This is a genomic window from Microvirga pakistanensis, assembly GCF_004458765.1.
Lineage (GTDB): Bacteria > Pseudomonadota > Alphaproteobacteria > Rhizobiales > Beijerinckiaceae > Microvirga > Microvirga pakistanensis.
Genome location: NZ_SPJX01000187.1, coordinates 317835 through 340885, shown reverse-complemented (window position 1 = coordinate 340885; position 23051 = coordinate 317835). Strand labels below are relative to the sequence as shown.

The following is a 23051-nucleotide window of genomic DNA, read 5'->3' as shown; positions in this document are numbered from 1 at the left end:
TGCGGGACGTATTCAGGGACGCTGAGGCGAGGCTCCCGTACCGGAGCCGGCGCCCGGTGTCGATGCGGCAGGAGCCATCGTGGACGCGGCCGTGGACGGCCTCGCCTGCGGCGTGCACACGACCCGCTCGTCGAACACATAGCAGATGCTCATGTCGCCGGTGCGGTAGTTGACCCGGAAGACGCCGCCCTCCCGCTCGTGACGGGATGCGACCAATCCGTATTCTCCCGGCTGCTGGGCGCCGGCGCCTTCGCCCGGGCTGAAGCACAGGGTCACGCCGATGGTGCCTTCCTGCAAGCCGTACTGGCACGAGCTGACCTCGCCCGTGACGCGATCGATCCGGTAGATCCGGTTCAGGTCGGTCTGCGGCGCGGGCACGAAATCGTAAGAGGCCGCCAGGGCGGAGCCCGGCAGGCCTGCCAGCGCCAGGGCCGTCGACAGAAACGTCGCGCAACCAAAAAGCCGCATTCATCACTCCATTACGGTAAGAACGAATCAACCGGGGGCACCATATCATTCCCGCCGATTGATTCCCTTGCCTCCAGCAGGTAACCGAGCCTCATGACCATTCATACCCGGCAAATCGCCCCGCCCATCGCCGTGTTCGATCTGGACGGCACCCTGGCCGACACGGCCGGCGACCTCGTGGGGACCCTCAACGTCATTCTCCAGCAGGAGGGCCTCTCGCCTCTCCCGGTCGCCCAGGCGCGCGACATGATCGGCGCGGGCGCCCGGGCCCTGATCGAGCGCGGGTTCGAGGCCGCCGGCAAGGAACCGACCCCTACCCACCTCGATGAGCTTTATCGGCAGTTCATGGTGCATTACGGGGAGAATATCTGCGTCAGGACCGCGCTGTTTCCCGGTGTCGAGGCGGCTCTCGACCGCCTGGAGGCGGCGGGCTTCATCCTGGCGGTCTGCACCAACAAGGTGGAAGAGCACGCGGTGAAGCTGCTGGAGGAGCTCGGGATCGGCCACCGCTTCGCGGCCAATTGCGGGCGGGACACTTTTCCCTACTTCAAGCCGGACCCGCGGCATCTGACCCTGACCATCGAGCGGGCCGGCGGCGATCCGTCGCGGGCCATCATGGTGGGCGATTCACGCACCGATATCGTCACGGCGCAGAATGCCGGCATCCCGGTGGTCGCCGTCCCGTTCGGCTATACGGACGTGCCGGTGAAGGACCTCAATCCCGACGTCGTGATCGGTCATTTCGACGAGCTCTTCGCCGCCGTGGAGATGCTGATGAAACCGGTGCCGGCCTGACGCACGAGAGATCCCAGCCGCCGGCCCATCCAGGCCCGCGTTCGTGCGATGATAGTTCGTCAGGAAGGAAATGGTGGGCGCGACAGGGATTGAACCTGTGACCCTTCGCGTGTGAAGCGAATGCTCTCCCGCTGAGCTACGCGCCCTGACCAGCGCGTTCTAATGGCGTCGACGGCCCTGCGTCAAGCCATTGCATTGAGAACCAGCGCAAGAATTTTCGTCGCGGATTGTGGCATCCCGGCTTTAACGCCTCGGTTACGACATGGCGAAAAAGCGGCGAATTTGGGCTGGAATTTTATAGCAGAGCCCTGTTAAACAGTGAATCCCAAACGCGGACAACGCGTTGAGCCGTCACACTTCCACCGCCAATCGTGTTCACTTCGAGGCAAATATGGGACGCACACGTGCCCCCCTCTACGGTCTTGCCTGCGCCATCGTCGCTCTCGCGACTCCGGCTGCGGCCCTGACCGCGATCGATCCGCTCACCCGCCAGCCTCTTTACGGCGCAGAAGACGCAACCGCGAAGGCGCAGGCGTCTCCGGTGCCGCGCCAGGTGGTCTCGTTCGACAGCCGCTATGCCCCCGGTACCATCGTGGTCTCCACGAGCGAGCGCCGTCTCTACTTCGTGCTCGGCAACGGCCAGGCCATCCGCTACGGCGTCGGCGTGGGCCGTCCCGGCTTCACCTGGGCAGGCGCGCATTCCATCACCATGAAACGCGAATGGCCCGACTGGCGTCCGCCGGCGGCGATGCTCAAGCGCCGTCCCGACCTGCCGCGCTACATGAGGGGCGGACCCGACAATCCGCTCGGCGCGCGTGCCATGTATATCGGCAGCACGATCTATCGCATTCACGGCTCGAACGAGCCCGAGACCATCGGCGAGGCCGTGTCCTCCGGCTGCATCCGCATGACGAACGAGGACGTGATCGACCTCTACAACCGCGCCCGGGTCGGCGCGCGGGTGGTCGTTCAGCGCTGAAGGCGGCGCGATCTTCTTTATCGGAATGGCCGGGGCGAGCCCGGCCATGACGGCGGGGAGCCCTCAGCGGGTCGTTGCCGGCTCCGGCGCTTCAACCCTCACCGCACGCGATCGCGCGACAGCCCCTTTGCGGCGAGTTCGTCCAGATAGGCCTGCCACTTCTGCGCGTAGCCCGCCCCGAGCTCGTAGAGATAGTCCCAGCCGTAGATGCCGGTATCGTGCATGTCGTCGAAGACGAGCTTGACGGCATAATTGCCGACCGGCTCCACGCCGATGATCTCCACGTTCCGCTTGCCCGGCACCGTCTTGCGCTCGGCCGGGCTGTGGCCCTGAACCTCGGCGGACGGGCTCGTGACGCGCAGGTATTCGGCGGACAGGTCGAAGGACGCTCCGTCGTCGAAGGCGATGCGCAGGCTGCGCTTGTCCTTGGCGAGGCGGAGCTCCGTGGGCCAGCGCTCTTTTATCATGGAATTGGACCTCCTGCCTGCTTTGTGCTTTGACGAGAGCTGCTTGAATTCTACAATGAATGCAAGCCGTCACACGTCATGACCGAGGACAAGCCCCCGATGCAGGGTGCACCGATCCAATTTCCGTCCCTCTCCTCCGGCCCTTCCCTGCTGGATCCCTTCGGGCGCGCCGTCACGTACCTGCGGGTCTCGGTGACCGACCGCTGCGATTTCCGCTGCGTCTATTGCATGTCCGAGGACATGGCGTTCCTGCCCAAGCGCGATCTCCTGAGCCTGGAGGAGCTCGACCGCATCTGCACGGCCTTCGTCGCGCAGGGCGTCCGGAAGCTGCGCATCACCGGCGGCGAGCCCCTGGTGCGGCGGGACATCATGAGCCTGTTCCGCTCCCTCTCGCGCCACCTCGAATCCGGGGCCCTCGACGAGCTCACCGTCACCACCAACGGCTCGCAGCTCGCGCGCTTCGCCCACGAGTTGGCGTCCTGCGGCGTGAAGCGCGTGAACGTCTCCATCGACACGCTCGATCCGGACAAGTTCCATCAGATCACCCGCTGGGGCGATCTCTCCAAGGTGCTCAAGGGATTGGACACGGCCCAGGCGGCCGGCCTCAAGGTCAAGATCAACGCGGTCGCGCTCAAGGGCGTCAACGAGGACGAGATCGAGCATCTCATGCACTGGGCCCATGGACGCGGCATGGACCTGACGCTGATCGAGGTGATGCCTCTCGGCGAGGTCGACGGCCAGCGCGTCGACCAGTACCTGCCGCTCTCGGAGGTGCGCCAGCGCCTCGAGGCGCGCTATACGCTGCACGATCTTCCCGACCGGACCGGCGGTCCGGCCCGTTATGTCAAGGTGGCGGAGACGGGCGGCAGGCTCGGTTTCATCACGCCGCTGACGCACAATTTCTGCGAGAGCTGCAACCGCGTGCGGCTGACCTGCACCGGACAATTGTTCATGTGCCTCGGCCAGGAGGATGCGGCGGATCTTCGCGCACCGGTTCGCGCGTCCGAGGACGACGAGCTGCTCTTGAAGGCCATCGGGGATGCCATCGCCCGCAAGCCCAAGGGGCACGATTTCATCATCGACCGTGACCACGCCCGCCCCGCCGTGAGCCGCCACATGAGCATGACGGGCGGGTAGACGTTTCGCGACGAGACGGCAGACATCGTGAGCCTTTCGGCCGATTGACGGCGTCAGTGTTTCACGTGATATCGATACCGGAAGAACAGGCGGAAGAACCGTGAACGCGTTTGCCCGGGGGCGGAAACTGGCGATACTGGGAACTCTCCTGGCGGGGCTCGTCGGCTCCGTGGCTTCGGCCGAGGAAACGACGCCTGCACCGAGGCCCGTGATCCGCATCGCGGTGGAGGGCGCCTATCCGCCCTTCAATTTCATCGACCCCAACACGAACGAGCTCCAGGGTTTCGAGGTCGATCTTCTGAAGCGCCTGTGCGAGGTGATGCAGGCGCGGTGCGAGATCGTCCAGCATGAGTGGGACGGCATCATCAAGGGCCTGGTCAACCGTGAATACGACGCGGTCATGTCCTCGCTCGAAATCACGGAGAAGCGCCAGAAGAGGATCGCCTTCAGCGACCCCTATTACCGCATTCCCGCGGTCTTCGTCGGCTCCAAGGAGGCGACGCCCGGCGAGGTCACGCCGCAGGCGCTCGCCGGCAAGAGAATCGGCACCACCGAGCGCAGCGACCACGAAATCTACCTCAAGACCTTCTACAAGGATTCCGAGATCGTTCTCTATGCCAAGGCCGACGAAGCCAATCTCGACCTGCTCGTGGGACGGCTCGACGCAGTCTTCGGGGATGAGCTTCTGCTCTCCAAGTTCCTGCAGAGCCGCGAGGGCGAGTGCTGTCACGTGCTGGGCGACGCGCCTGCCGATCCGCCCTATCGCCGGGAGGTCTACGGCATCGGCCTTCGCAAGCAGGACGACGATCTGCGCGTCCGCTTCAACAGCGCCATCGCGCAGGTCAAGGCCGACGGCACCTATGACGGGATTCGGGCCAAGTATTTTTCCTTCGATATCAAGTAGGACCATTTGACCCTTGCCCGGTCCGTTTCTAGAACCGGAGCGACGGATGAAACGGGAGCAGAGGATGAAGGTCGCATTTCTGGGTTTGGGGGTCATGGGCTATCCCATGGCGCGGCATCTCAAGGACAAGGGCCACGCGGTGACCGTGTACAACCGCACGGCGGCGAAGGCCGACAAGTGGGTGTCCGAGAACGGCGGCCGCGCCGCCAGGACCCCGCGCGAGGCCGCCGAGGGCCAGGAGATCGTGTTCGCCTGCGTGGGCAACGACGACGACCTGCGCCAGATCACCACGGGCGACGACGGCGCCTTCCTGGGCATGGGCCAGGGCACGATCTTCGTCGATCACACCACCGCCTCGGCCGAGGTCGCCCGCGAACTTGACGCCGCCGCAAGGAGCAAGGGCTTCGCCTTCATCGATGCGCCGGTCTCCGGCGGTCAGGCGGGAGCCGAGAACGGCGTTCTCACGGTCATGTGCGGGGGCGAGGCGGATGCCTATGCGAGAGCCGAGCCCGTGATCATGAGCTTCGCGCGCGCCTCCCGCCTCATGGGTCCGGCCGGCGCGGGCCAGCTCACCAAGATGATCAACCAGATCTGCATCGCGGGCGTGGTGCAGGGTCTCGCCGAAGGCATCCATTTCGGAAAGAAGGCCGGTCTCGACATCGAGGCCGTGCTGGACGTGATCTCCAAGGGGGCGGCCGGCTCCTGGCAGATGGAAAACCGGGGCAAGACCATGAACCAGGGCAAGTTCGATTTCGGGTTCGCGGTGGACTGGATGCGCAAGGACCTGTCGATCGTGCTGAACGAGGCGCGCAAGAGCGGCGCGAGCCTGCCGCTCACGGCCCTGGTCGATCAGTTTTACGCCGATGTGCAGAAGATGGGCGGCAACCGCTGGGACACGTCGAGCCTGATCGCGCGGCTGGAGAAGTAAGCCGGACCGCCTTTTTCACCCACGCACATGAAAAGCGCCGGAGACCCGAGGGTCTCCGGCGCTTTTGCTTTTGAGCATCCTTCCACGCAGAACGGCTTCCCGCTTCTGCGCTCGATGCTCCAAGCCTATTCCACCCGGCAAGGCCGTCCGGGCTGGCAGGCAGATCTGCCCTGCGCGGGAGCCGAGGGCCTCCGGATCTCTTCGCGGGCCGACGGCATCCGGGAAGATGGGCGGAAGCCAGACTCCGCCTGCGGCCTGGCGGCCGGAGACGGCCGTGGCTCGACCATGCGCCTCTCCTGCGAGGCCGGGCGTGGCTCCATCATCGGCTGGGGCCGCCGGATCTCCCGCGGCGGAGACATGGGCCTGTCGAACTCGGGACGCATCTGGGGCAGACGCGGGGCTGCGGATTGCGCGGGACGCGGCCTATCGAAGCGAGGCTCCGGCCTTTCAAAACGAGGCTCGGGCCTCTCGATCCTGGGCCTCTCGATCCTGGGCCTCTCGATCCTGGGCTCCGGCCTCGGCTGCACGACGGGACGAGGCGCGCGCGCCCGCTCCTCTTCGCGAATGGCGGGCCGACCCGAGCGGAACTCATCCCGGCGATCGTCCTCCAGCCGGGGGCGCGGGAGACGCGATATGGCGGGCCGTTCCGGTCCGTCGTCCGGGCGCAGGCGCGGCACGGCAGACCGCTCTCGCTCGACATCGGGGCGCAGGCGCGGCGCGGCAGAACGCTCACGCTCCAAGTCCCGCTCCAGACCGGGGCGCATCGGACGCGCGGCGGCGGGACGGTCCGGCTCAATCCTCGGACGCGGCGCGCGCAGCCCGCCATCGGGATCGTCCCTGACCGTGGGGCGCGGCGCTGCCGGAAGCGCAGGCCTCCGCGCCCGATCCTCCTGCCGGTCGTCGCGAGCGGAATCGGGCCGTCCCGAAGCCCCCGGCATCGGAACCGCCGGGCGCTGGATTGCCGGAACAGGACGATCCGCGTCAGGCCGTGCGGCTATCGGGATTGGACGGCTCGGCAGGCGGGGCCGGCGCGGGAGCTCAGAAAGGTCACGTCCAGGCCGCTGACGCGGCTCGGTCGGGCGCGCCACGACCGGGATCGGCTCGGGCTGCGCGATCAGCCCGGGCTGGCGCGGCACCACCGGGCGCGGACGCAAACCGCGCGGCGGACGAGGCTCACCCGGCCGGCCGAACAGCGGACCGGCGATGGGCGGCGGCGCTACCGGAATGGCGACCGGACCGCGCGGCGTCACAGGGGCGATCGGCTGGTAGAACGAGCGCGGCGGACGGGCATAGCGCGGCACCGGGATCGGAGCCGGGATCGGCAGCACGCCGACCAGGATCGGCGGCGGAGGCGGCTCGCGGACGATCGTGACGAACTCCACGTCCTCTTCGTAGTAGGACCGGAAATAGACCGGAGGCGGCGGCGGAGGCGGCGCTTCCCGGATGATCGTCACCACCTCGACGACCTCGATCCGCTCCACCACGGGAAGCGGCGGCGGCAGGTCTTCATAGACCACCTCTTCGAAGACCGGCGGCGGAGCGATCGGCGCGGACAGGCGCGCGAGCCTGCGGCGGCAATCCCCGGCATGGGGTCCGTTCGGGTAGCGGCGCAGATAGGTCCAGTAGGCTTCGCTCGTGTTGCGCGTCACGGTGCGGCGCCAAACGACGGCCTCGCGGCGGGCGGCGAGCAGCGCCGAGACACGGCGGGCGTGCGCGTGATCGGGATAGCGCCGCAGGAACGCCTGGTAGTCCGGGATCGTGTCGCGCTCCACGGCGATGCTGTAGGCCTCCTCGGCGGGAACCTCCTCGATGCGGCGCACCTCGCGGACCGGGGGCGGCGTCGCGGCCGATTCCTCAGGCTCGAAGAACACGAAGGGCGTGTCGCCGAGATTGGCCATGTGCCAAGGGGTCTGCAGACCCTGCGTGGTCTCGTGCGTGCGCAGGCGGACACGGTTGAACGCCTCGTCCACCGGTACGCCCGGCTGCCGGATCGTCTCGGCGAGGGCCGTGGCGTAATGGCCGTAAGGCCCCGGTGCATCGCCCGTGGTGATGTTCGGCGCCGACGAGAAGGCGATCAGGAATCCGGCGGGCGGCTCCATGAGGGCAAGGCCGCGGGCGACCGGATCGCTGCCGCCAGGCAGCGGGAAGTCGCGCGCCATGTCGGCCACGACGATGCGGGTCCGGGCCGGAACACGCTCGAGGGAACGGACCAGATCCGACAGGCGGAAACCGTCGATCGGAATGTCCGCGTCCCGCTGGATGCGGGCATCGACCGGCAGCAGATAGTTCTCGCCCTCGAGCTGCAGGCCATAGCCCGAGAGATAGACCATCACGGCGTCCTCGCTCCCGAGCTCCTGGGCCTTGTCCAGGAAGTCGCGCACGACGCCCCGGAGGTCGTTGGCGTTCAGGTCGCGCCCTTGAACCACCTCGAACCCGGCGCTCGTGAGCGTCTGGGCGATCAGGCCCGCGTCGTTGGCGGCCGTGGCGAGCTGGCGACCGTCATAGGCGCTCTGGCCGACGACCAGCGCGAGGCGCTGCTGTGCGGAAGCGGAGGCGGCCGACCCCACGGCGGCAGTCAGGACGAAGACGGCGAAAACGATAGCACGTTTCAGGTGGTGCACGATGCGCGACCCTTCTTTTGCCCGTGAGCGGGCATGGCACAGCGAAGGTAGGTTGATCCTCTTGAACGCCTCGTGAACAAACCCGGGCGCATCGGGCCCTCACCGGCGCGTCATGGTCAGATAGACGATAAAGGCCCCGACCCCGAGGGCCAGCAGCATGATGACCATCTCGCGGGTATCGCCCGTGAGGGTCACGTTCCGGTACATCTCGGACAGGCGCGCGGCATGTTCCGGATCGCGGCCCACGAAGAGCCCGATCACGATGGCGAGGGTCGCGAGGATGAGGATCCAGGGGAGACGGCGCATAGTTCGGCTCCTCAGCGGCCTTCGAAGCGCGCCGCACGCTTCTCGCGGAACGCCGCAACGCCTTCGGCGAAATCGCGGCTGAAGCCCGCCTCCCGCTGGAGCCGGGCTTCGAGGTCGAGCTGGGCCCGAAGATCGTTCGAGAGACTTTGCGCCACCGCCTGCTTGGTCAAACGCTGCGCCAGGCCGGGCCCCCGGGCGATCCCGTCCGCGAAGGCGGCCACATCCACCGTGAAGGAGGCATCGTCGAAAACCTTGAAGACGAGCCCCATGCGCTGCGCCTCCTCGGCCTGGATCGGCTCGGCCGTGAGCATGAGGGCGAGGGCCTGCTTGGGACCGACGAGGCGCGGCAGGATCCAGGTGCCCCCCGCATCCGGCACGAGGGCGATCCTGGCGAAGGCCTCCTGCAGGTAGGCGGAGCGCGCGGCCACGACGATGTCGCAGGCAAGCGCGATGTTCATGGAGGCACCGACCGCCGGGCCGTTGAGCGCCGCAATAGTGATCTTGGGATAATCGGCGAGCTTGAGCACAAGGGGATTATAGTCGCGGGCGAGCGGCGGTCCGAGATCGACACGGCCCTGCTCGTCCTTCGGCAGGTCCTCGGTCAGGTCCTGGCCCGAGGAAAAGGCCCTGCCCTCCCCGGTCAGCACCACCACGCGCACGGCCTCGTCCCGCTCGCACCAGTCGAGGGTTTCCCGCAATTCGGCATGCATGGTGCCGTTCAACGCGTTCAGCTTGTCGGGCCGGGCCAGCGCAATGGTGGCGACCGGACCTTCGACGGTGCAGCGCAGGGTCGTGGGACTCATGCTCGTCAGGCTCCTGAATGGTCGAGCTCGAACATAGAGCGGATTTCGGAGCGAAGAACAGGCAAAAGCTCCTCCTCGAACCAGGAATTGGCCCTGAGCCAGCCGTTGTTGCGCCAGGACGGGTGCGGCAGGGGCAGGATGCGAGGCTTCTTGGCGCTTGCAAGAATCTCCCGCCATCGCCGGACAGTCCCGGTCAACCCATCCCGGAACTCGTCGCCGAGATGCCAGGCCTGGGCGTACTGACCGATCAACAGCACGAGATCGAGATTGGGCATGGCCTGGAAGAGGGGCTGCCGCCAGGTTTCGGCACATTCCCGGCGCGGACCCAGATCCCCGCCCTTGGTGTCCTGCCCCGGGAAGCAGGAGCCCATCGGCACGATGGCGACCCTGGAGGCGTCGTAGAACGCCGCCCGATCGAGCCCCAGCCACTCCCGCAGCCGCGTGCCCGAACGATCGTTGAACGGGATGCCGCTGGCATGGGCGCGGGTTCCCGGCGCCTGGCTCGCGATGCAAAGGCGGGCCGAGGCGCTGCCCTGGAGGATGGGGCGCGGCTCGTGGGGCAAGGTCGTGCCATAGCGCGGCTCGTCCCGGCAGATGCGGCAGGCTCTCAACCGGCGCGAGAGATCTTCGAAATCGGGGACAGGATTCATCAGCCTGAGATAGGCATGCCCGCAGGCCGATCGAGGTTGAGGAAGATCAAGGCGCACCGTGCCGCAGATGGCGTAAGCAGTTTCCCACGCTCGATCCGAAGGCGCTTCTGTTCGCGGTTGCGGTCTTTCCCGCGGAAGCCTTCCGGGATGTCGGCGGTTTTCTGCCGGCCATGGGCTTCTTCGCCGCCACCATCGTGCCCGCCGCTCTCGCCTGGGTCGGCTTCGGCCCGACTCTCTCCGGTCCGAGGGCACGCCTTCGGCCGGTGCTCGTCCAGCGTGGCGCGGCCCTGGTTCTCCTGACCTTCTCGGCTTCCCTCGGAGCGACCGCCCTCTCCTAATCCTCCGCCTGCGAACGCCGCCAATCCTGCGGACGCTCGAACTCGCCGGCCCAGAGGCCGGCCGAACGGTCTCGCGCGCGGGTCTCCTCGCGGTCGTAATCCCGCCCGTAGGAGACCGCCCAGCCCTCCTCCACCATGCGCGCGCCGATATCCGTGCCCTTCACGGTGCATCGGGCCAGAATGCGCTGATAGCGGTCGCGACCGGCGGCGCGGCATCGCACAGTCTCGCCGGAGACAAGATCGGTGAGCGCTCGGCGGGCGACGTCGCCGCAGCGATAGGCCCGGCCGGCGCGCGAGCAGGTCTGCTCCATCTCCGGCGCGTCGATCCCCTTCAGGCGGATCCTGTCCTCGCCGATGCGGATCGTGTCGCCGTCGGTGACCTGGGCGCGTCCTTCGAGAGCACGGTCGTTCGGCTTGAGGGCGATCACCGATCCGCCGGCGAGCGCCAACGCGACGATGAGTGACTGGATGCCGCCCCCGCGGAAACGGCCTCTGGGCCTTCTCACGACAGGCGCTCGGAGACTCCCGCCTGGCCGAAGGTCGCCATGTCGCGGTGAACGGCGGCGGCCGCCTTCACGAGGCCCATCGCCAAGGCGGCCCCGGACCCTTCGCCGAGACGCATGCCGAGCGCCAGCAGAGGAATCTTGCCCAGACGCGCGAGCACGTCCTGATGGGCTCCCTCGGCGCTCAGGTGACCGGCCACGCAATGGTCGATAGTCGAGGGATGGATCGCGTGGAGGATGGCTGCGGCGGCGGTCGCCACGTAGCCGTCGAGAACCACGGGAATGCGCTGGAGGCGGGCAGCCAGGATCGCGCCCGCGATCGCGGCGACTTCGCGCCCGCCGAGCCGGCGCAGCACCTCGAGCGGGTCCTTCAGGTGATCGCGATGGCGCGCAACGGCCGCTTCGACGGCGGCAGCCTTGCGCGCGAGGCCCTCGTCGTCGAGACCTGTGCCGCGCCCGACCCAATGCTCGGCGGGACCGCCGTAGAGGGCCGCATAGATGGCGGCCGCCACCGTGGTGTTGCCGATGCCCATCTCGCCGACCGCCAGCAGGTCCGTGCCGCCGGCGATCGCCTCCATGCCGAAGGCCATGGTGGCGACGCAGGCCTTCTCGTCCATGGCGTCCGTCTCGGTGATGTCGCCGGTCGGCATGTCGAGGGCGAGGTCGAACACCTTGAAGCCGAGGCCGTAGGCCGCGCAGATCTGGTTGATGGCCGCGCCGCCCGCCGCGAAGTTCTCGAGCATCTGGCGGTTGACCTCTGGCGGAAAGGCCGACACGCCCTTGGCCGTCACGCCGTGGCTTCCGGCGAACACGCAGACCAGCGGACGGTCCACGGTGGGATTGGGCTTGCCCTGCCAGGCGGCGAGCCACTCAGCCAGCCATTCCAGGCGCCCGAGACTGCCGGCCGGCTTCGTCAGCTGCCGGTCCCGCAGCCGCACGGCTTCGATGGCCGCCTCGTCCGGACCGGGCATGGTCGTGATCAGGCGGCGGATGTCGTCGAAGGGCGAGGATGCGGGATCGGTCATGAGGAGCTCCGGCCCGTCAGGGCATTGCGGAATCTGATGAGGCGTGACCTATAAGCATTTTCCGGCGGCGTTTACACCGGTTCGCCGCAAGAAAATGCGGCCCGCGGAAGCGGCGCCATCACGTGGGGTGAAGCATGTCCGAGCCGATCGAAATGCCGCGGAATCCGCCGGCCGGCTTCTGGCGGGCCGCTGCCGTCGATCTGGCCCAAGCCTTGCGCTTCTATTCGCGCCTCCCGGTGCCTGTCCTTCCCTTCGAGGACAACGCCCATGCGCTGCCGGACTTTCCTCGCCTCGCGCGGGTCCTTCCGCTGGCAGGGCTCCTTCTCGGCGCACTGCCCGCGCTCGCCCTCGCGGGCGCTCACCTCCTCGCTCTCGGGCCATGGCTTTCGGCGATCCTGGCGGTCGCAACCGCCACCGTGATCACCGGAGCCTTTCACGAGGATGGCCTGGCCGATACCGCCGACAGCTTCGGCGGATCGACCCGGGAGCGCCGGCTCGAGATCATGCGCGACAGCCGGATCGGCTCCTTCGGGGCCTCCGCGCTTGTCCTCGCTCTCCTGCTGCGCATCGCGGCCCTGGCGAATGTGACCGCCGTGGCCGGCTGGACCGCCGGAATCCTGGCCCTGCTGATCGCCGCCTCTCTGTCGCGCACGGCGGGCCTCATGCTGCTCGTCTTTCTTCCGCCTGCCCGGGTCGACGGCGCGGCCTACGCGGTGGGGCAGCCGTCCCGGGAGAGCTTCTGGCTCGCGGCGGGATTGGCCGCCCTCATCGCCGTTTTCCTCGGCCTGGCCGGACGCTTCCCGCCGTCCGGCATCGCCCTGATGATCATTCTCTCGGGCTTCGTGGGCTGGGGCTTCGTTCGCCTCGCGGCCGCACATCTCGGCGGGCAGACGGGCGATGTCGCGGGGGCAACCCAGCAGGTGGCCGAGATCGCCGCGATGATCGGCCTCTTGACCACGCTCCAGCCGTAACACCATGTGAGGGAACATGACCCGCGTCTCCAGCCCCTGCATCCGTGTCTGTATCCTCGATCCCGAGACGGGGCTCTGCGAGGGCTGCGGGCGCACGCGCGAGGAGATCACCCGCTGGTACCGCCTGCCGGAGGAGGAGCGCCAGAGGATCATGGCCACCCTGCCGGAGCGCATGCGCGAGGCTTTCGCGTCCGAACGCGACAAGGCCGAGTGATGCCGGGGATTCGGGGCGCAGGCGGGTTGCTTCTGATCGCGGCGCTGCTGGTTGCGCTTTTCGCCGACGACAATATCGCCGACCTCTCCCCCCTCGAGGCTGCGGGGCTTCTCGGCTTCGGCGGCGTCACCCTGATCCTCGCCGCCTCCATCATCGAGGGCTTCGGCCAGCATTGGACCTATGGGGTGCAGGCGACCGCCGTGAGCGGCGGCGTTCTGATCGCCCTCATGGTGATGTATGCCTCCCGCGGCGAGTTGCAGACCGTCATCGACCGCGCCATCGGCGACATCTCGGTCGGACGCACGGTGACGGCACCGGACGGCGGGGTGGTGGCGGCCCGCAAGACCGATGGCAGCTTCCTGCTCCAGGGCAAGGTGAACGGCCGCGACACGCGCTTCGTCTTCGACACGGGGGCCAGCATGGTGGTGCTGCGCGCCGAGAGCGCGACCACCCTCGGCTTCAAGCCGGAAACGCTCCATTATTCCGTTCCGGTCGCGACCGCCAATGGCGGGGCCCTCGCCGCTCCCGTCGTCATCGAGAGCCTCTCGATCGGCCCCATCACCGAGCGGAATGTCCGGGGCCTCATCGCCCGCGAAGGCGTGCTGCACGCCAACCTTCTCGGCATGACGTTCCTGGAACGCCTGGATTCCTACGAGGTGCGTGGCAACCGGCTCATTCTGAGAGCCAAGCACAGCGTCAGCAGCTCGGACTGAGCGTCACTGAGGGATCTGTTCCGTTACAACCGACTGATTGAAGATCAGGGCGCGCGGATCCGCCCGTATGGCTTCCTCGGTGCAGGCTTGCGGGCCGAGGCGATCCTTCAGCCGGGGATAGCGCTCGGCCAGCTGTTCCAGGGTGACGTTGCCGGGAATGCGCGGATGAGCGACGCAGACGGCCCCATCCGGTCCCCAAGCCGCCTCGAATGTCATGCCGGCGGCGGCACCGGGCTCCTGAATGCCGAACCGATCGTAGAGATTGACGAGCGTTCCGTTGCGCGTGCTCGGCCGGTCGTCGCCTCCGTAATCGACGCGCAGTGCGAAATCTTCCAAGACGCTTCTACTTTCGGTTGTATCCGCAATCTACAACTGCAAACAACCTTCGTTTTGCTATATTAAGGTGCCGCGTTGATCAGCTCGCCTGCCCAACCGGGCGCCCTTCACGGCACCCTAGGGAATTGAGGCTACCCTTACTCTGCCGCTGCGGGCAGGGCGGCCGCACGGGACACGTGCGCGACTGCATCCCGCAGGGTCTGCAGGTTCGCGCCGGGCTTCACGGCCTCGGTCGCGAGATGGCGGCGATAGGCCCGGGCACCCGGACGGCCCGTGAACAGGCCGAGCATGTGGCGGGTGATGCTGCTCAGGCGCTCGCCCTTCTCCAGCTGCGCCGCGATATAAGGCTCGTAAGCCTCGACAGCCGCGAAGCCGTCGGCCACCGGCGGCTCCTCTCCGTAGAGCTCCCGGTCCACGCCGAGCAGGATCTCGGGCTCGTGGTAGGCGATGCGGCCCAGCATGACCCCGTCCACATGCGCGAGATGGCCATGGATCTCGGCCCAGCTCTTGATGCCGCCATTGATCGCCACCGGCAGATCGGGGCGCGCTGCCTTGAGGCGGTAGACCCGGTTGTAATCGAGGGGCGGAATGTCCCGGTTTTCCTTGGGCGACAGCCCCTTGAGCCACGCCTTGCGGGCATGGACCGTCAGCTCGTCGCAGCCGGCCGCGACCACGCATGCGGTCAGGCGGTCGAGAGCCTCCTCCGTGTCCTGATCGTCGACGCCGATGCGGCACTTCACGGTCACCGGCAGGGAGACCGCGGCCTTCATGGCCGACACGCAATCGCCGACGAGCACCGGCTCCTGCATCAGGCAGGCGCCGAACCGCCCGTTCTGCACCCGGTCGGAGGGGCAGCCCACATTGAGGTTGATCTCGTCATAGCCGAAATCGGCGCAGATCTTCGCGGCCTCGGCGAGCTCCGCCGGGTTCGAGCCACCGAGCTGCACCGCCACCGGATGCTCCACCTCGCTGAAGCCCAAGAGCCGCTCGCGCGGGCCGAAGATCACAGCGCCCGTGGTGACCATCTCCGTGTAGAGCCGCGCCCGGCGCGACATGACGCGATGGAACGCGCGGCAATGCCGGTCGGTCCAATCCATCATGGGGGCAACGGTGAAGAATTTCTGGGTCATCGTTCGGCTGTGATCAGGTTCGGCTTTGGGGGACTTCTCCAATATGGGGACGACAATCACAAGGAAAATAAGTGATCGACAATGTCACACCGACAACAAATGTTCATCGTGCGTTCATAACATTCCGCAGTCGAATCGCAAAGCAAGATCGTATAGATTTGACTCTGGCGACGCTTGGAACTGTCTGCGGCAGCATACGTTCTTCAAGTCCAAGAACCGCATCCCATAAGGAGCGTAATGATGAAGAAAGTGCTTGGTATTACTTGCGCCGCCGCCATGATGATGGCGATTCCTGCGGCTACGTATGCGCAAACTTCTCACGGAAACACGAATTCCAACAGCGCCTCGCAGTTCGCGCCAGGCCAGAAGATGAAGTCGGACACGACCGGCTCCACCACAAGCCCGGGCGCTTCGGGCTATGCTCCCGGTCAGCAGATGAAGTCGGATACGACCGGCTCGACGACCGGCTCCGGCGCGTCCAGCTACGCCCCGGGCCAGCAGAAGAAACTGCCGGCGAACGGCGGGTCGACGAGCGGTCAGTAAATCACCCCTTCGCGGAGGGACGCCCGGTGCTCCCTCCGCACTTCCGGACGTCAGATCAGCTCCGCCACCTTGGCGTCCAGCGCCGAGGCGGCGTCGCCCGGCTTCAGCTTCACCTGAAGGCCGCGCTGCCCTCCGTTCATGAAGACTTCCATGTGCGCGAAGGCGGATTGCTCCATGAGGGTGGGCACGCGCTTCTTCTGGCCGAAAGGGCTGATGCCGCCCACGTGGTAGCCGGTGACGCGCTCCGCGTCGGCCGGCTTCATCATCTGGGCGGCCTTGCCGCCGAGCGCCGCCGCGAGCTTCTTCAGATTCACTTCCCGGTCCGAGGGAACGACCACGCAGGCGGGCTTTCCATCCACCAGAACCATCAGGGTCTTGAGCACGCAGCCGGGATCCGCCCCCATGGCCTCGGCAGCCTGGAGGCCGATGCGCTCCGCGTTCGGATCATACTCGTAAGTGTGGACCGTGAAGGAGACGCCGGCCTGTTGAAGGGCCTGCGTGGCGCGGGTCGTCTTGGACATGGGACGGCTTCAGGAGGCCCTCAGATCAGTGATCGTGCTTGTGGTCATGCCCGTGATGATGGCCGCAACCGCAGCCGGGACCATGGTCATGGTGATGATCGTGATCATGATGATGGTCATGACCATGCTTGTGATCGTGCGCATGGTCGTGGTCATGATGATGGTGATCGTGCCCGTGATGGTGGTGCCCGTGACCGTGGTGATGGTGGTCATGGTCGCAGACATGGGTGCTGCGCTCCGGCCTAAACGGGCGCTCCACCGGAGTGACGGTGCAGCCCTGGCCGCGCGCCAGCTCCGCAAGCGCCGGATCGTTCTCGATGTAGAGGGCGTCGTTCGTGATCTCGGCAAGACCGTGGTTCGAACCCAGATGCCAGGCGAGGCGCATGAGGCGCAGCGGATTCTCCGCTTTCACCTCCAGCAGGCCCTCGGCCTTCGCCTTCACCTGGACGAGGCTGCCATCCTCCAGGCGCAGGGCGTCGCCGTCATTGATGGTGGTCTCCATGTCGAGATCGACGAGGATCTCCGTGCCGCCCTCGCCCGTCAGCATGGCCTGCCGGCGGTTTCTCGCCTCGTGGTCGAGGATCACCGTGTCGACGACACGGTCGGCCTTCACGGCGGGCTTGCGGACGATGGTGGTGACGCGGGGCATGGCTTTGTCTCGGGTGAGGTGCTGAGGTCAGATTCTAGATAGGACGCGCGCTCGGCCAAGTTAATACGCGATCTTGTCCGGCTTGTCCGCCCAGGCGTCGAAGACGGCCTTGGCTTCCAGGCTCGGCAGGTGATCCATGGGGATGATGCGCTCGGAGATGGGTTTTGGGATCTCGTCGTAGATCAGGCTGTCGTCGAAGCCGATCTCGGCCGCGTCCTGCCGGGTATTGGCGAAGACGATGCGGGACACCCGCGCCCAATAGGCGGAAGCCAGGCACATGGGGCACGGCTCGCAGCTCGTGTAGAGCGTAGCCCCCTCCAGTGAGAAATCGCCGATTTCCTGGCAGGCACGACGGATCGCCGTCACCTCGGCATGGGCCGTCGGATCGTTGGCGGAGGTCACCTGATTCCAGCCTTCCGCCAGCACCGTGCCGTCGCGCACGATCACGGCACCGAACGGGCCGCCGGCCCCCTCCTCCATGTGTTCGCGGGACAGTTCGATGGCGCGCGCCAGATAGCGCCGGTCTTGAGTGTTCATGTCGGTCATGGGAGTTCTGTACCGCCTGCCACGGCGGGAGGCGAGAGATTTCGGTCGAGCGGCCGTTCCCGCACCTGGAGAAGCTGGACGACCACCGACGCCGCGATGACGGCCGGATCCTTGTCCTTGATGCCAGCGATCCCGATGGGACAGACCAGGGCGCCGATCCGCTCCCGAGGAAGCCCGAGCTCCCGGAAGCGCTTCTCGAACCGCGCCCGCTTCGTGGCGCTGCCGATGAGACCCACATAGGGAAATCCGCGCGAGAGCGCCGCCGCCGTGATCGCCATATCGAGGGGATGATCGTGCGTCATCACGAGGATGAGGGATTCCGGCTTCGCCTCCGCGATCTCGGCCTCGGGGCTTCGCATGCGCACCGCCGCTGCGTTCGCCGGAACATGGGATGGAAACGCGTCCTCCCGATCGTCGAGCCAGCGCACGGCGAACGGCAGCGGCGCCAGCGCCAGGACGAGGGCGCGGCCCACGTGACCTGCGCCGAAAAGGAGAACGGGCGTGCGCTCCTCGCCATGGGTCTCGCGCCATTCGGAGCCGGGACCGACATCGGCCTCCGATGCCAGTTCGCGCCGGACCCGTCCCTCCTCCATGCGGCATTCGACATCGAACCGGCGGCCCTTGTCCTCGGCCGCCGCAAGAGACGCGATATCGTCGAGATCGCGCCCGTCGAAGGTCTCGATGAGGATCTTTACCCGGCCGCCGCAGCACTGGCCGAGATCGGGGCCGAGGGCCTGATCGACGATCCGCGCGGGCCCGCGCCCCTGCTGCAGCATCTCGCGCGCGATATCGAGCATGAGGAATTCGAGCTGGCCGCCCCCGATGGTGCCATGAAATGCTCCGTCGGGCCGCACGACCATGCGGGCATCTTTCTCGCGGGGCGCGGAGCCCTTCACGTCATGCACGCCGATCAGGGCGGCAGCCCCGTGCTGCTCGACGAACGCGGCGAGCTGTCGCCAGACCCTCACCCCATCGGCCTCCCTCGCAGGAACTCGCAGGCGCGCAGCACCGCCTCGGGCGTCGCGGGTGCGTCCAGCGGAACAGGCTTCGACGGGTCGAGCGCATGAATCGCGTCGGCCAGCGCGCAGAAGACGCTGTTCGCGAGCATGATCGGCGGCTCGCCCACGGCCTTCGAGCGGTAGATCGTGTCTTCGCGGTTGGCGTTGGGATAGAGCGCCACGCGCAAGTCGGCCGGCACGTCGGAGGCGACCGGGATCTTGTAGGTGGACGGCGCATGCGTGAGCAGGTGTCCCTCCTTGCTGAACACCAGCTCCTCCGTGGTGAGCCAGCCCATGCCCTGCACGAAGCCGCCCTCGATCTGGCCGATATCGATGGCCGGATTGATGGAGCGGCCGACATCGTGAAGGATGTCCGTGCGCAGAACCCTGTTCTCTCCGGTGAGCGTATCGACGATCACCTCCGAGCAGGCCGCGCCATAGGCGAAGTAGAAGAACGGGCGACCCGTTCCCTTGGCACGGTCCCAGGTGATCTTCGGCGTTTTGTAATGCCCAGCTTCCGAGAGCTGCACGCGGGCAAGGATGCATTTCTTCGCCAGTTCGTCGAAGGGTATGCTCTCGTTGCCGATGAACACGCGGTCGTCGCGGAATGCGATCTGATCCTCCGGCACGCCATAGATCTCGGCGGCGTGCGCAGTCATGCGCCTCTTGATCGCGCCCGCTGCGATCTTCGCCGCCATGCCGTTGAGATCGGAGCCGGACGAGGCGGCCGTCGGGGAGGTGTTGGGTACCTTCGCGGTCGTCGTCGCGGTGATGCGCACGCGCTCCATGGCGATGCCGAACTCCTCGGCCACGACCTGCGCCACCTTGACGTAGAGCCCCTGCCCCATCTCCGTGCCGCCATGGTTCAGGTGCACGGAACCGTCCTGATAGACATGCACCAAGGCGCCCGCCTGGTTCATGTGGGTGAGCGTGAAGCTGATGCCGAATTTGACCGGCGTCAGGGCGATTCCGCGCTTCATGATCGGCGAGGCCGCGTTGAAACCTGCGATTTCCTCCCGCCGCGCACGATAGTCCGATGTCTCCTCGAGAATCCGCACGAGGTTATGGAGCGTATCGGTCTCTTCCACCTCCATCCCGTAGGGAGTGACGTTCTCCCCAGGACGATAGAAATTAACGTAGCGCACATCGAGCGGATCGCGCCCCGTCGCCCAGGCGATCTGGTCCATCACATGCTCGATGGCGAGCATACCCTGTGGGCCTCCGAAGCCGCGGAAGGCGGTGTTGGAGACCGTATTGGTCTTCAGCCGCTTGGAGGCGATGTGGACGGTCGGCATCCAATAAGCGTTGTCCGCGTGGAACATGGCACGGTCCACTACGCCGGCGGACAAATCCGCCGAATAGCCGCAGCGGGCCAGGAGATCGACGCCATAACCCTGAATGCGCCCGTCGTGGTCGAAGCCGACGCGCCAGTCGCAGCGGAAGTCGTGCCGCTTGCCGGTGAGAATGAAATCGTCGTCACGGTCGAGACGGATCTTGCAGGGACGCCCCGTCACGCGCGCGGCGAGCGATGCCGTCACGGCCCATTGGGTCGCCTGGCTCTCCTTGCCGCCGAAGCCGCCACCCATGCGGCGGGTTTCGCAGGTCACGTAGGAATCGGGAATGTCGAGCACACGGGCGACCACATGCTGCACTTCCGAGGGATGCTGGGTCGAGGAATAGACGTGAATGTCGCCGTCCTCGCCGGGGATCGCGAAGGCCACCTGACCTTCGAGATAGAAGTGCTCCTGCCCGCCGACGCGGAACCTGCCTTCGAGCCGGCGAGGCGCACCGGCCACCGCGGCCTCCACGTCGCCGCGCCCATAGGCATAATCCGGCAGCACGGTCTCGCCACGCGCCAGCGCATCCTCCACGGTGATGCTCGGCGTCTCGGATTCGATCTCCATCACGGCGTTTTTCACCGCACGTCGTGCGATGTCGCGGCTCGTTGCGACGACTGCGAACACAGCCTGCCCGAGAAAACTGATCTCGCTGTCGACGAACAGGGGATCGTCGCCGAAGGCCGGGGAAACGTCGTTCTTGCCGGGGATGTCGGCGACGGTGAGAACGGCCACCACGCCGGGCATGCTGCGCACGGCGGAAACATCGAGGGAGATCAGGCGTCCGCGCGCTTTCGGCGCCTGCCCGATAGCGATGTGCAGCGTACCCTCCGGCTCGCGGATATCGTCGATGTACTGCGCGACGCCCTGGACATGCTTGGGACCGGAATCGTGCGGCAGAGGTTGGCGGACGTGGCGGAGCGTCTCGGTATCGATGGGCTTTGTGGGTGCGTTCATGGCCTTACTCCGCCGCCTCGAGGGCCTCGCGCCGGCCGATGACCCGCGTCGCGCCGGTCTCGCCCGAGGCCGTCTCGCTCAGCGCCTTGAACACCAGATTGCGGGCGACCGTCGTGCGGTAGGCCGCAGAGGCGCGAAGGTCGTCGAGGGGCTGGTAGTCGCGCGCGATCGCCGCCGTCGCCCGATCCCAGGCCGATGGATCGTCGAGGGAGAGTCCGACCAACGCGGCCTCCGTCGCCGGGGCGCGTTTCGGGATGCCCGCCATGCCGCCGAATGCGACGCGAGCCTCGGCGATCCTGCGCCCCTCCAGCGTGAGCTTGAATGCGCCCATGACGGCGGAGATATCCTCGTCGAAGCGCTTGGAGACCTTGTAGGCGCGGAAGGCCACATTGCCCTTGAGCCTCGGCACCGTGACACTGCGCACGAACTCGCCCGGCAGGCGATCCTGCTTACGGTAAGCGATGAAGAACTCTTCCAGCGGCAGAACGCGCGTTCTCTCGCCCTGGCGCAGCTCCAGCGTGGAACCCAGCACGATGAGCGCCGGGGCGAGATCGCCGATGGGCGATCCGTTCGCGATGTTCCCGCCCACGGTTCCGGAGGCCCGCACCTGGGCGGAACCGAAGCGGCGCATCAGCTCGCCGAGATCGGGATCGATGGCAGCAAGTCTCATGTACGCGTCCGCGTGGGTGACGGTCGCGCCGATGGTCAGCGCGTCGTTTGCATCCTCGATCCGGTCGAGCCCCGCGACGCGGCCGAGCCAGATGATCTTCTCGAGCTCCGCCATGCCCTTCGTGATCCAGAGGCCCACATCGGTGCAGCCTGCGACCAGAGTCGCGCCGGGATGGCGCTCATAGAGGGCCGCAAGAGAAGCCTCGCTCGCGGGCGCGGCGAAGAACCGGGCCTCGTTGCCGATCATGACATCCTCGCCGTCGGCCAGCTCGGCCAGGGCGCGTGCGGTCGCTTCACCGGCCTGCGCGAACGCGTCCTGGGCTGCGCCTGAACATGCGTCGAGGGCCGCATCGACGATCGGTCGGTACCCCGTGCAGCGGCAGAGATTTCCCGCCAGGGCATCGTTGACGCGTTCGCGGCTCAAAGGCCGGGCCTCATGATAGAGGGTGAACAGGCTCATGACGATTCCCGGCGTGCAGAAGCCGCACTGGGACCCGTGATGCGCCACCATGGCCGATTGCACCGGGTGCAGTTCGCCTCCTGCCGCCAGATCCTCGACGGTGACGACTTCGGCGCCATCGACCTGGCCGAGCAGCAGGATGCAGGCATTCACGGGCTCGTAGCGGACGCGCCCGTCCCGCACACGGCCCAGGGCAACGGTGCAGGCTCCGCAATCGCCTTCGGCGCAGCCCTCCTTGGTGCCGACCCGGCGCTCCTGAAGCCTCAAGTAGTCCAGGAGTGTGGTGCGCGGGTGAAAGCCAGTCACCTCGATGGGCTGTCCGTTCCGCCAGAAGCGGATTGCGTCTCGTGCCAAGATCTTCCTCCGCCGGGTTCTTCCCGGCCTGTTATGGTGGGGCGGGAAGAATGACGGAGCAAGGGGATTTCGCCAAGAGGCTCTTCTCAGGAGGCGCGATCCCTTCGGCTTACCAGGTGCCGGTGTTCGGCATGGACGCCCACGGCTCCAGCACGGGCTTGGGCTCGCCGCGCTGCAGCAGCTCGATGGAGATGTTGTCGGGGGTCTTGATGAAGGCCATGTACCCGTCCCGGGGCGGGCGGTTGATGGTGACGCCCGCATCCATCAGCTTCCGGCAGGTCTCGTAGATGTCATCGACCCGATAGGCGAGATGGCCGAAATTGCGGCCGCCGGAATACTCGTGCTCGTCCCAGTTGTAGGTCAGCTCCAGAAGCGGGGCTTTCGTCTCCTGGGCCTTCTCCACGTCCCCTGGAGCCGCCAGGAACACGAGGGTGAAACGGCCCTTCTCGTTCTCGATGCGCCGGACCTCGACGAGGCCGAACTTGTTGCAGAAGAAATCGAGGGATTGCTCCAGGTTCGAGACCCGGACCATCGTGTGGAGGTATTCCATAGACCATCTCCTGTATGAGCTTGGCTCAGGGTGATGGCGCATTTGACGCAGAGATCAAGGCCTATGCTTTATACCCGCGCAAAAAGCCTTGGAATTGTCCAAGTGGGCGTGACTTTTAAGACCTGTCGTTTCAGACGTTCCTGATCCACCTGTCCGTTCGACCCCTAGACACAGCGAAA

27 protein-coding genes and 1 tRNA gene are annotated in these 23051 nt (G+C 66.8%); 10 read left to right on the top strand and 18 right to left on the bottom strand.

Annotated elements, in window-relative coordinates; all coding sequences use genetic code 11:
- Positions 1-12 precede the first annotated feature (12 nt).
- Entirely contained in the window at positions 13-468 is a 456-nt protein-coding gene (locus tag E4K09_RS13350; RefSeq protein ID WP_134497740.1) for a hypothetical protein, read from the bottom strand.
- A gap of 93 nt (positions 469-561) precedes the next feature.
- Between E4K09_RS13350 and E4K09_RS13345 the strand changes: the two genes are divergently transcribed.
- Positions 562-1263 carry an HAD family hydrolase gene (locus E4K09_RS13345; RefSeq protein WP_134497738.1) on the top strand — a complete coding sequence of 234 codons (702 nt, stop codon included), beginning with the start codon at positions 562-564 and terminating at the stop codon, positions 1261-1263.
- Between the two features lie 71 nt (positions 1264-1334).
- Here E4K09_RS13345 and E4K09_RS13340 read toward each other — a convergent pair.
- A tRNA-Val gene (locus tag E4K09_RS13340) sits at positions 1335-1409 on the bottom strand.
- 245 nt (positions 1410-1654) lie between these two features.
- Between E4K09_RS13340 and E4K09_RS13335 the strand changes: the two genes are divergently transcribed.
- On the top strand, positions 1655-2242 hold the full coding sequence (locus E4K09_RS13335) for a L,D-transpeptidase (RefSeq protein WP_134497736.1): 588 nt from the start codon (positions 1655-1657) through the stop codon (positions 2240-2242).
- 98 nt (positions 2243-2340) lie between these two features.
- Here the strand turns inward: E4K09_RS13335 and E4K09_RS13330 are convergent, their stop codons facing one another.
- The gene (locus E4K09_RS13330) at positions 2341-2709 is read right to left on the bottom strand and encodes a gamma-butyrobetaine hydroxylase family protein (protein WP_193557281.1); all 369 of its coding nucleotides are present in this window, start codon (positions 2707-2709) and stop codon (positions 2341-2343) included.
- Between the two features lie 99 nt (positions 2710-2808).
- On the opposite strand from E4K09_RS13330, the gene moaA reads away from it, so the two are divergent.
- From moaA to E4K09_RS13315, 3 genes are all read left to right on the top strand, one after another.
- The gene (gene moaA, locus E4K09_RS13325) at positions 2809-3846 is read left to right on the top strand and encodes a GTP 3',8-cyclase MoaA (protein WP_134497734.1); all 1038 of its coding nucleotides are present in this window, start codon (positions 2809-2811) and stop codon (positions 3844-3846) included.
- A gap of 100 nt (positions 3847-3946) precedes the next feature.
- Positions 3947-4750, top strand: a complete 804-nt coding sequence (locus E4K09_RS13320; RefSeq protein WP_166802298.1) for an ABC transporter substrate-binding protein — start codon at positions 3947-3949, stop codon at positions 4748-4750.
- Between the two features lie 46 nt (positions 4751-4796).
- Complete coding sequence (locus tag E4K09_RS13315; RefSeq protein ID WP_280177458.1) at positions 4797-5678, top strand: NAD(P)-dependent oxidoreductase; 882 nt, start codon at positions 4797-4799, stop codon at positions 5676-5678.
- A 125-nt stretch (positions 5679-5803) separates the two neighbouring features.
- Here the strand turns inward: E4K09_RS13315 and E4K09_RS13310 are convergent, their stop codons facing one another.
- The 4 genes from E4K09_RS13310 to E4K09_RS13295 all read right to left on the bottom strand — a co-directional run bounded on the left by E4K09_RS13310 (position 5804) and on the right by E4K09_RS13295 (position 10058).
- Complete coding sequence (locus E4K09_RS13310; RefSeq protein ID WP_134497728.1) at positions 5804-8299, bottom strand: caspase family protein; 2496 nt, start codon at positions 8297-8299, stop codon at positions 5804-5806.
- Positions 8300-8398: 99 nt separating this feature from the next.
- The gene (locus tag E4K09_RS13305; RefSeq protein WP_134497726.1) at positions 8399-8605 is read right to left on the bottom strand and encodes a hypothetical protein; all 207 of its coding nucleotides are present in this window, start codon (positions 8603-8605) and stop codon (positions 8399-8401) included.
- Between the two features lie 11 nt (positions 8606-8616).
- On the bottom strand, positions 8617-9408 hold the full coding sequence (locus tag E4K09_RS13300; protein WP_134497724.1) for an enoyl-CoA hydratase-related protein: 792 nt from the start codon (positions 9406-9408) through the stop codon (positions 8617-8619).
- Between the two features lie 5 nt (positions 9409-9413).
- Positions 9414-10058: a uracil-DNA glycosylase family protein gene (locus E4K09_RS13295; RefSeq protein WP_134497722.1), complete on the bottom strand. Its 645-nt coding sequence runs from the start codon at positions 10056-10058 to the stop codon at positions 9414-9416.
- A gap of 170 nt (positions 10059-10228) precedes the next feature.
- Here E4K09_RS13295 and E4K09_RS29045 point away from each other — a divergent pair, with 170 nt between their 5' ends.
- Complete coding sequence (locus tag E4K09_RS29045; protein WP_166802297.1) at positions 10229-10396, top strand: hypothetical protein; 168 nt, start codon at positions 10229-10231, stop codon at positions 10394-10396.
- On the opposite strand, the gene E4K09_RS13290 is transcribed toward E4K09_RS29045, so the two are convergent.
- Complete coding sequence (locus E4K09_RS13290) at positions 10393-10902, bottom strand: thermonuclease family protein (RefSeq protein ID WP_134497720.1); 510 nt, start codon at positions 10900-10902, stop codon at positions 10393-10395. The two genes, E4K09_RS29045 and E4K09_RS13290, sit on opposite strands and share 4 nt — an antisense overlap.
- Positions 10899-11924 (bottom strand): nicotinate-nucleotide--dimethylbenzimidazole phosphoribosyltransferase, encoded by a 1026-nt coding sequence (gene cobT, locus E4K09_RS13285; RefSeq protein ID WP_134497718.1) that lies wholly within the window; start codon positions 11922-11924, stop codon positions 10899-10901. The genes E4K09_RS13290 and cobT overlap by 4 nt, the downstream gene beginning before the upstream one ends.
- A gap of 134 nt (positions 11925-12058) precedes the next feature.
- On the opposite strand from cobT, the gene E4K09_RS13280 reads away from it, so the two are divergent.
- From E4K09_RS13280 to E4K09_RS13270, 3 genes are read left to right on the top strand one after another with little or no spacing between them, the layout of a single operon-like run.
- Entirely contained in the window at positions 12059-12895 is an 837-nt protein-coding gene (locus tag E4K09_RS13280) for an adenosylcobinamide-GDP ribazoletransferase (RefSeq protein ID WP_134497716.1), read from the top strand.
- A 16-nt stretch (positions 12896-12911) separates the two neighbouring features.
- Positions 12912-13109 carry a DUF1289 domain-containing protein gene (locus tag E4K09_RS13275; protein ID WP_134497714.1) on the top strand — a complete coding sequence of 66 codons (198 nt, stop codon included), beginning with the start codon at positions 12912-12914 and terminating at the stop codon, positions 13107-13109.
- Positions 13109-13822: a retropepsin-like aspartic protease family protein gene (locus tag E4K09_RS13270; RefSeq protein ID WP_134497712.1), complete on the top strand. Its 714-nt coding sequence runs from the start codon at positions 13109-13111 to the stop codon at positions 13820-13822. The genes E4K09_RS13275 and E4K09_RS13270 overlap by 1 nt, the downstream gene beginning before the upstream one ends.
- A 3-nt stretch (positions 13823-13825) precedes the next feature.
- On the opposite strand, the gene E4K09_RS13265 is transcribed toward E4K09_RS13270, so the two are convergent.
- Positions 13826-14158, bottom strand: a complete 333-nt coding sequence (locus tag E4K09_RS13265) for an ADYC domain-containing protein (RefSeq protein ID WP_134497710.1) — start codon at positions 14156-14158, stop codon at positions 13826-13828.
- Between the two features lie 137 nt (positions 14159-14295).
- Positions 14296-15288: a tRNA dihydrouridine(20/20a) synthase DusA gene (gene dusA / locus E4K09_RS13260; RefSeq protein ID WP_134497708.1), complete on the bottom strand. Its 993-nt coding sequence runs from the start codon at positions 15286-15288 to the stop codon at positions 14296-14298.
- 240 nt (positions 15289-15528) lie between these two features.
- Between dusA and E4K09_RS13255 the strand changes: the two genes are divergently transcribed.
- Positions 15529-15831, top strand: a complete 303-nt coding sequence (locus tag E4K09_RS13255; RefSeq protein WP_134497706.1) for a hypothetical protein — start codon at positions 15529-15531, stop codon at positions 15829-15831.
- Between the two features lie 50 nt (positions 15832-15881).
- On the opposite strand, the gene ybaK is transcribed toward E4K09_RS13255, so the two are convergent.
- From ybaK to E4K09_RS13220, 7 genes are all read right to left on the bottom strand, one after another.
- On the bottom strand, positions 15882-16352 hold the full coding sequence (gene ybaK, locus E4K09_RS13250) for a Cys-tRNA(Pro) deacylase (protein ID WP_134497704.1): 471 nt from the start codon (positions 16350-16352) through the stop codon (positions 15882-15884).
- A 25-nt stretch (positions 16353-16377) separates the two neighbouring features.
- The gene (locus E4K09_RS13245; RefSeq protein ID WP_134497702.1) at positions 16378-17001 is read right to left on the bottom strand and encodes an urease accessory protein UreE; all 624 of its coding nucleotides are present in this window, start codon (positions 16999-17001) and stop codon (positions 16378-16380) included.
- A 60-nt stretch (positions 17002-17061) separates the two neighbouring features.
- Positions 17062-17547 carry a nucleoside deaminase gene (locus tag E4K09_RS13240; protein WP_342211348.1) on the bottom strand — a complete coding sequence of 162 codons (486 nt, stop codon included), beginning with the start codon at positions 17545-17547 and terminating at the stop codon, positions 17062-17064.
- Entirely contained in the window at positions 17544-18515 is a 972-nt protein-coding gene (gene xdhC, locus E4K09_RS13235) for a xanthine dehydrogenase accessory protein XdhC (protein ID WP_134497700.1), read from the bottom strand. The genes E4K09_RS13240 and xdhC overlap by 4 nt, the downstream gene beginning before the upstream one ends.
- On the bottom strand, positions 18512-20839 hold the full coding sequence (gene xdhB, locus E4K09_RS13230; RefSeq protein WP_134497698.1) for a xanthine dehydrogenase molybdopterin binding subunit: 2328 nt from the start codon (positions 20837-20839) through the stop codon (positions 18512-18514). The genes xdhC and xdhB overlap by 4 nt, the downstream gene beginning before the upstream one ends.
- A gap of 4 nt (positions 20840-20843) precedes the next feature.
- The gene (gene xdhA / locus E4K09_RS13225; protein ID WP_134497696.1) at positions 20844-22322 is read right to left on the bottom strand and encodes a xanthine dehydrogenase small subunit; all 1479 of its coding nucleotides are present in this window, start codon (positions 22320-22322) and stop codon (positions 20844-20846) included.
- Positions 22323-22431: 109 nt separating this feature from the next.
- On the bottom strand, positions 22432-22872 hold the full coding sequence (locus E4K09_RS13220) for a VOC family protein (protein ID WP_134497694.1): 441 nt from the start codon (positions 22870-22872) through the stop codon (positions 22432-22434).
- Between the last annotated feature and the right edge of the window lie 179 nt (positions 22873-23051).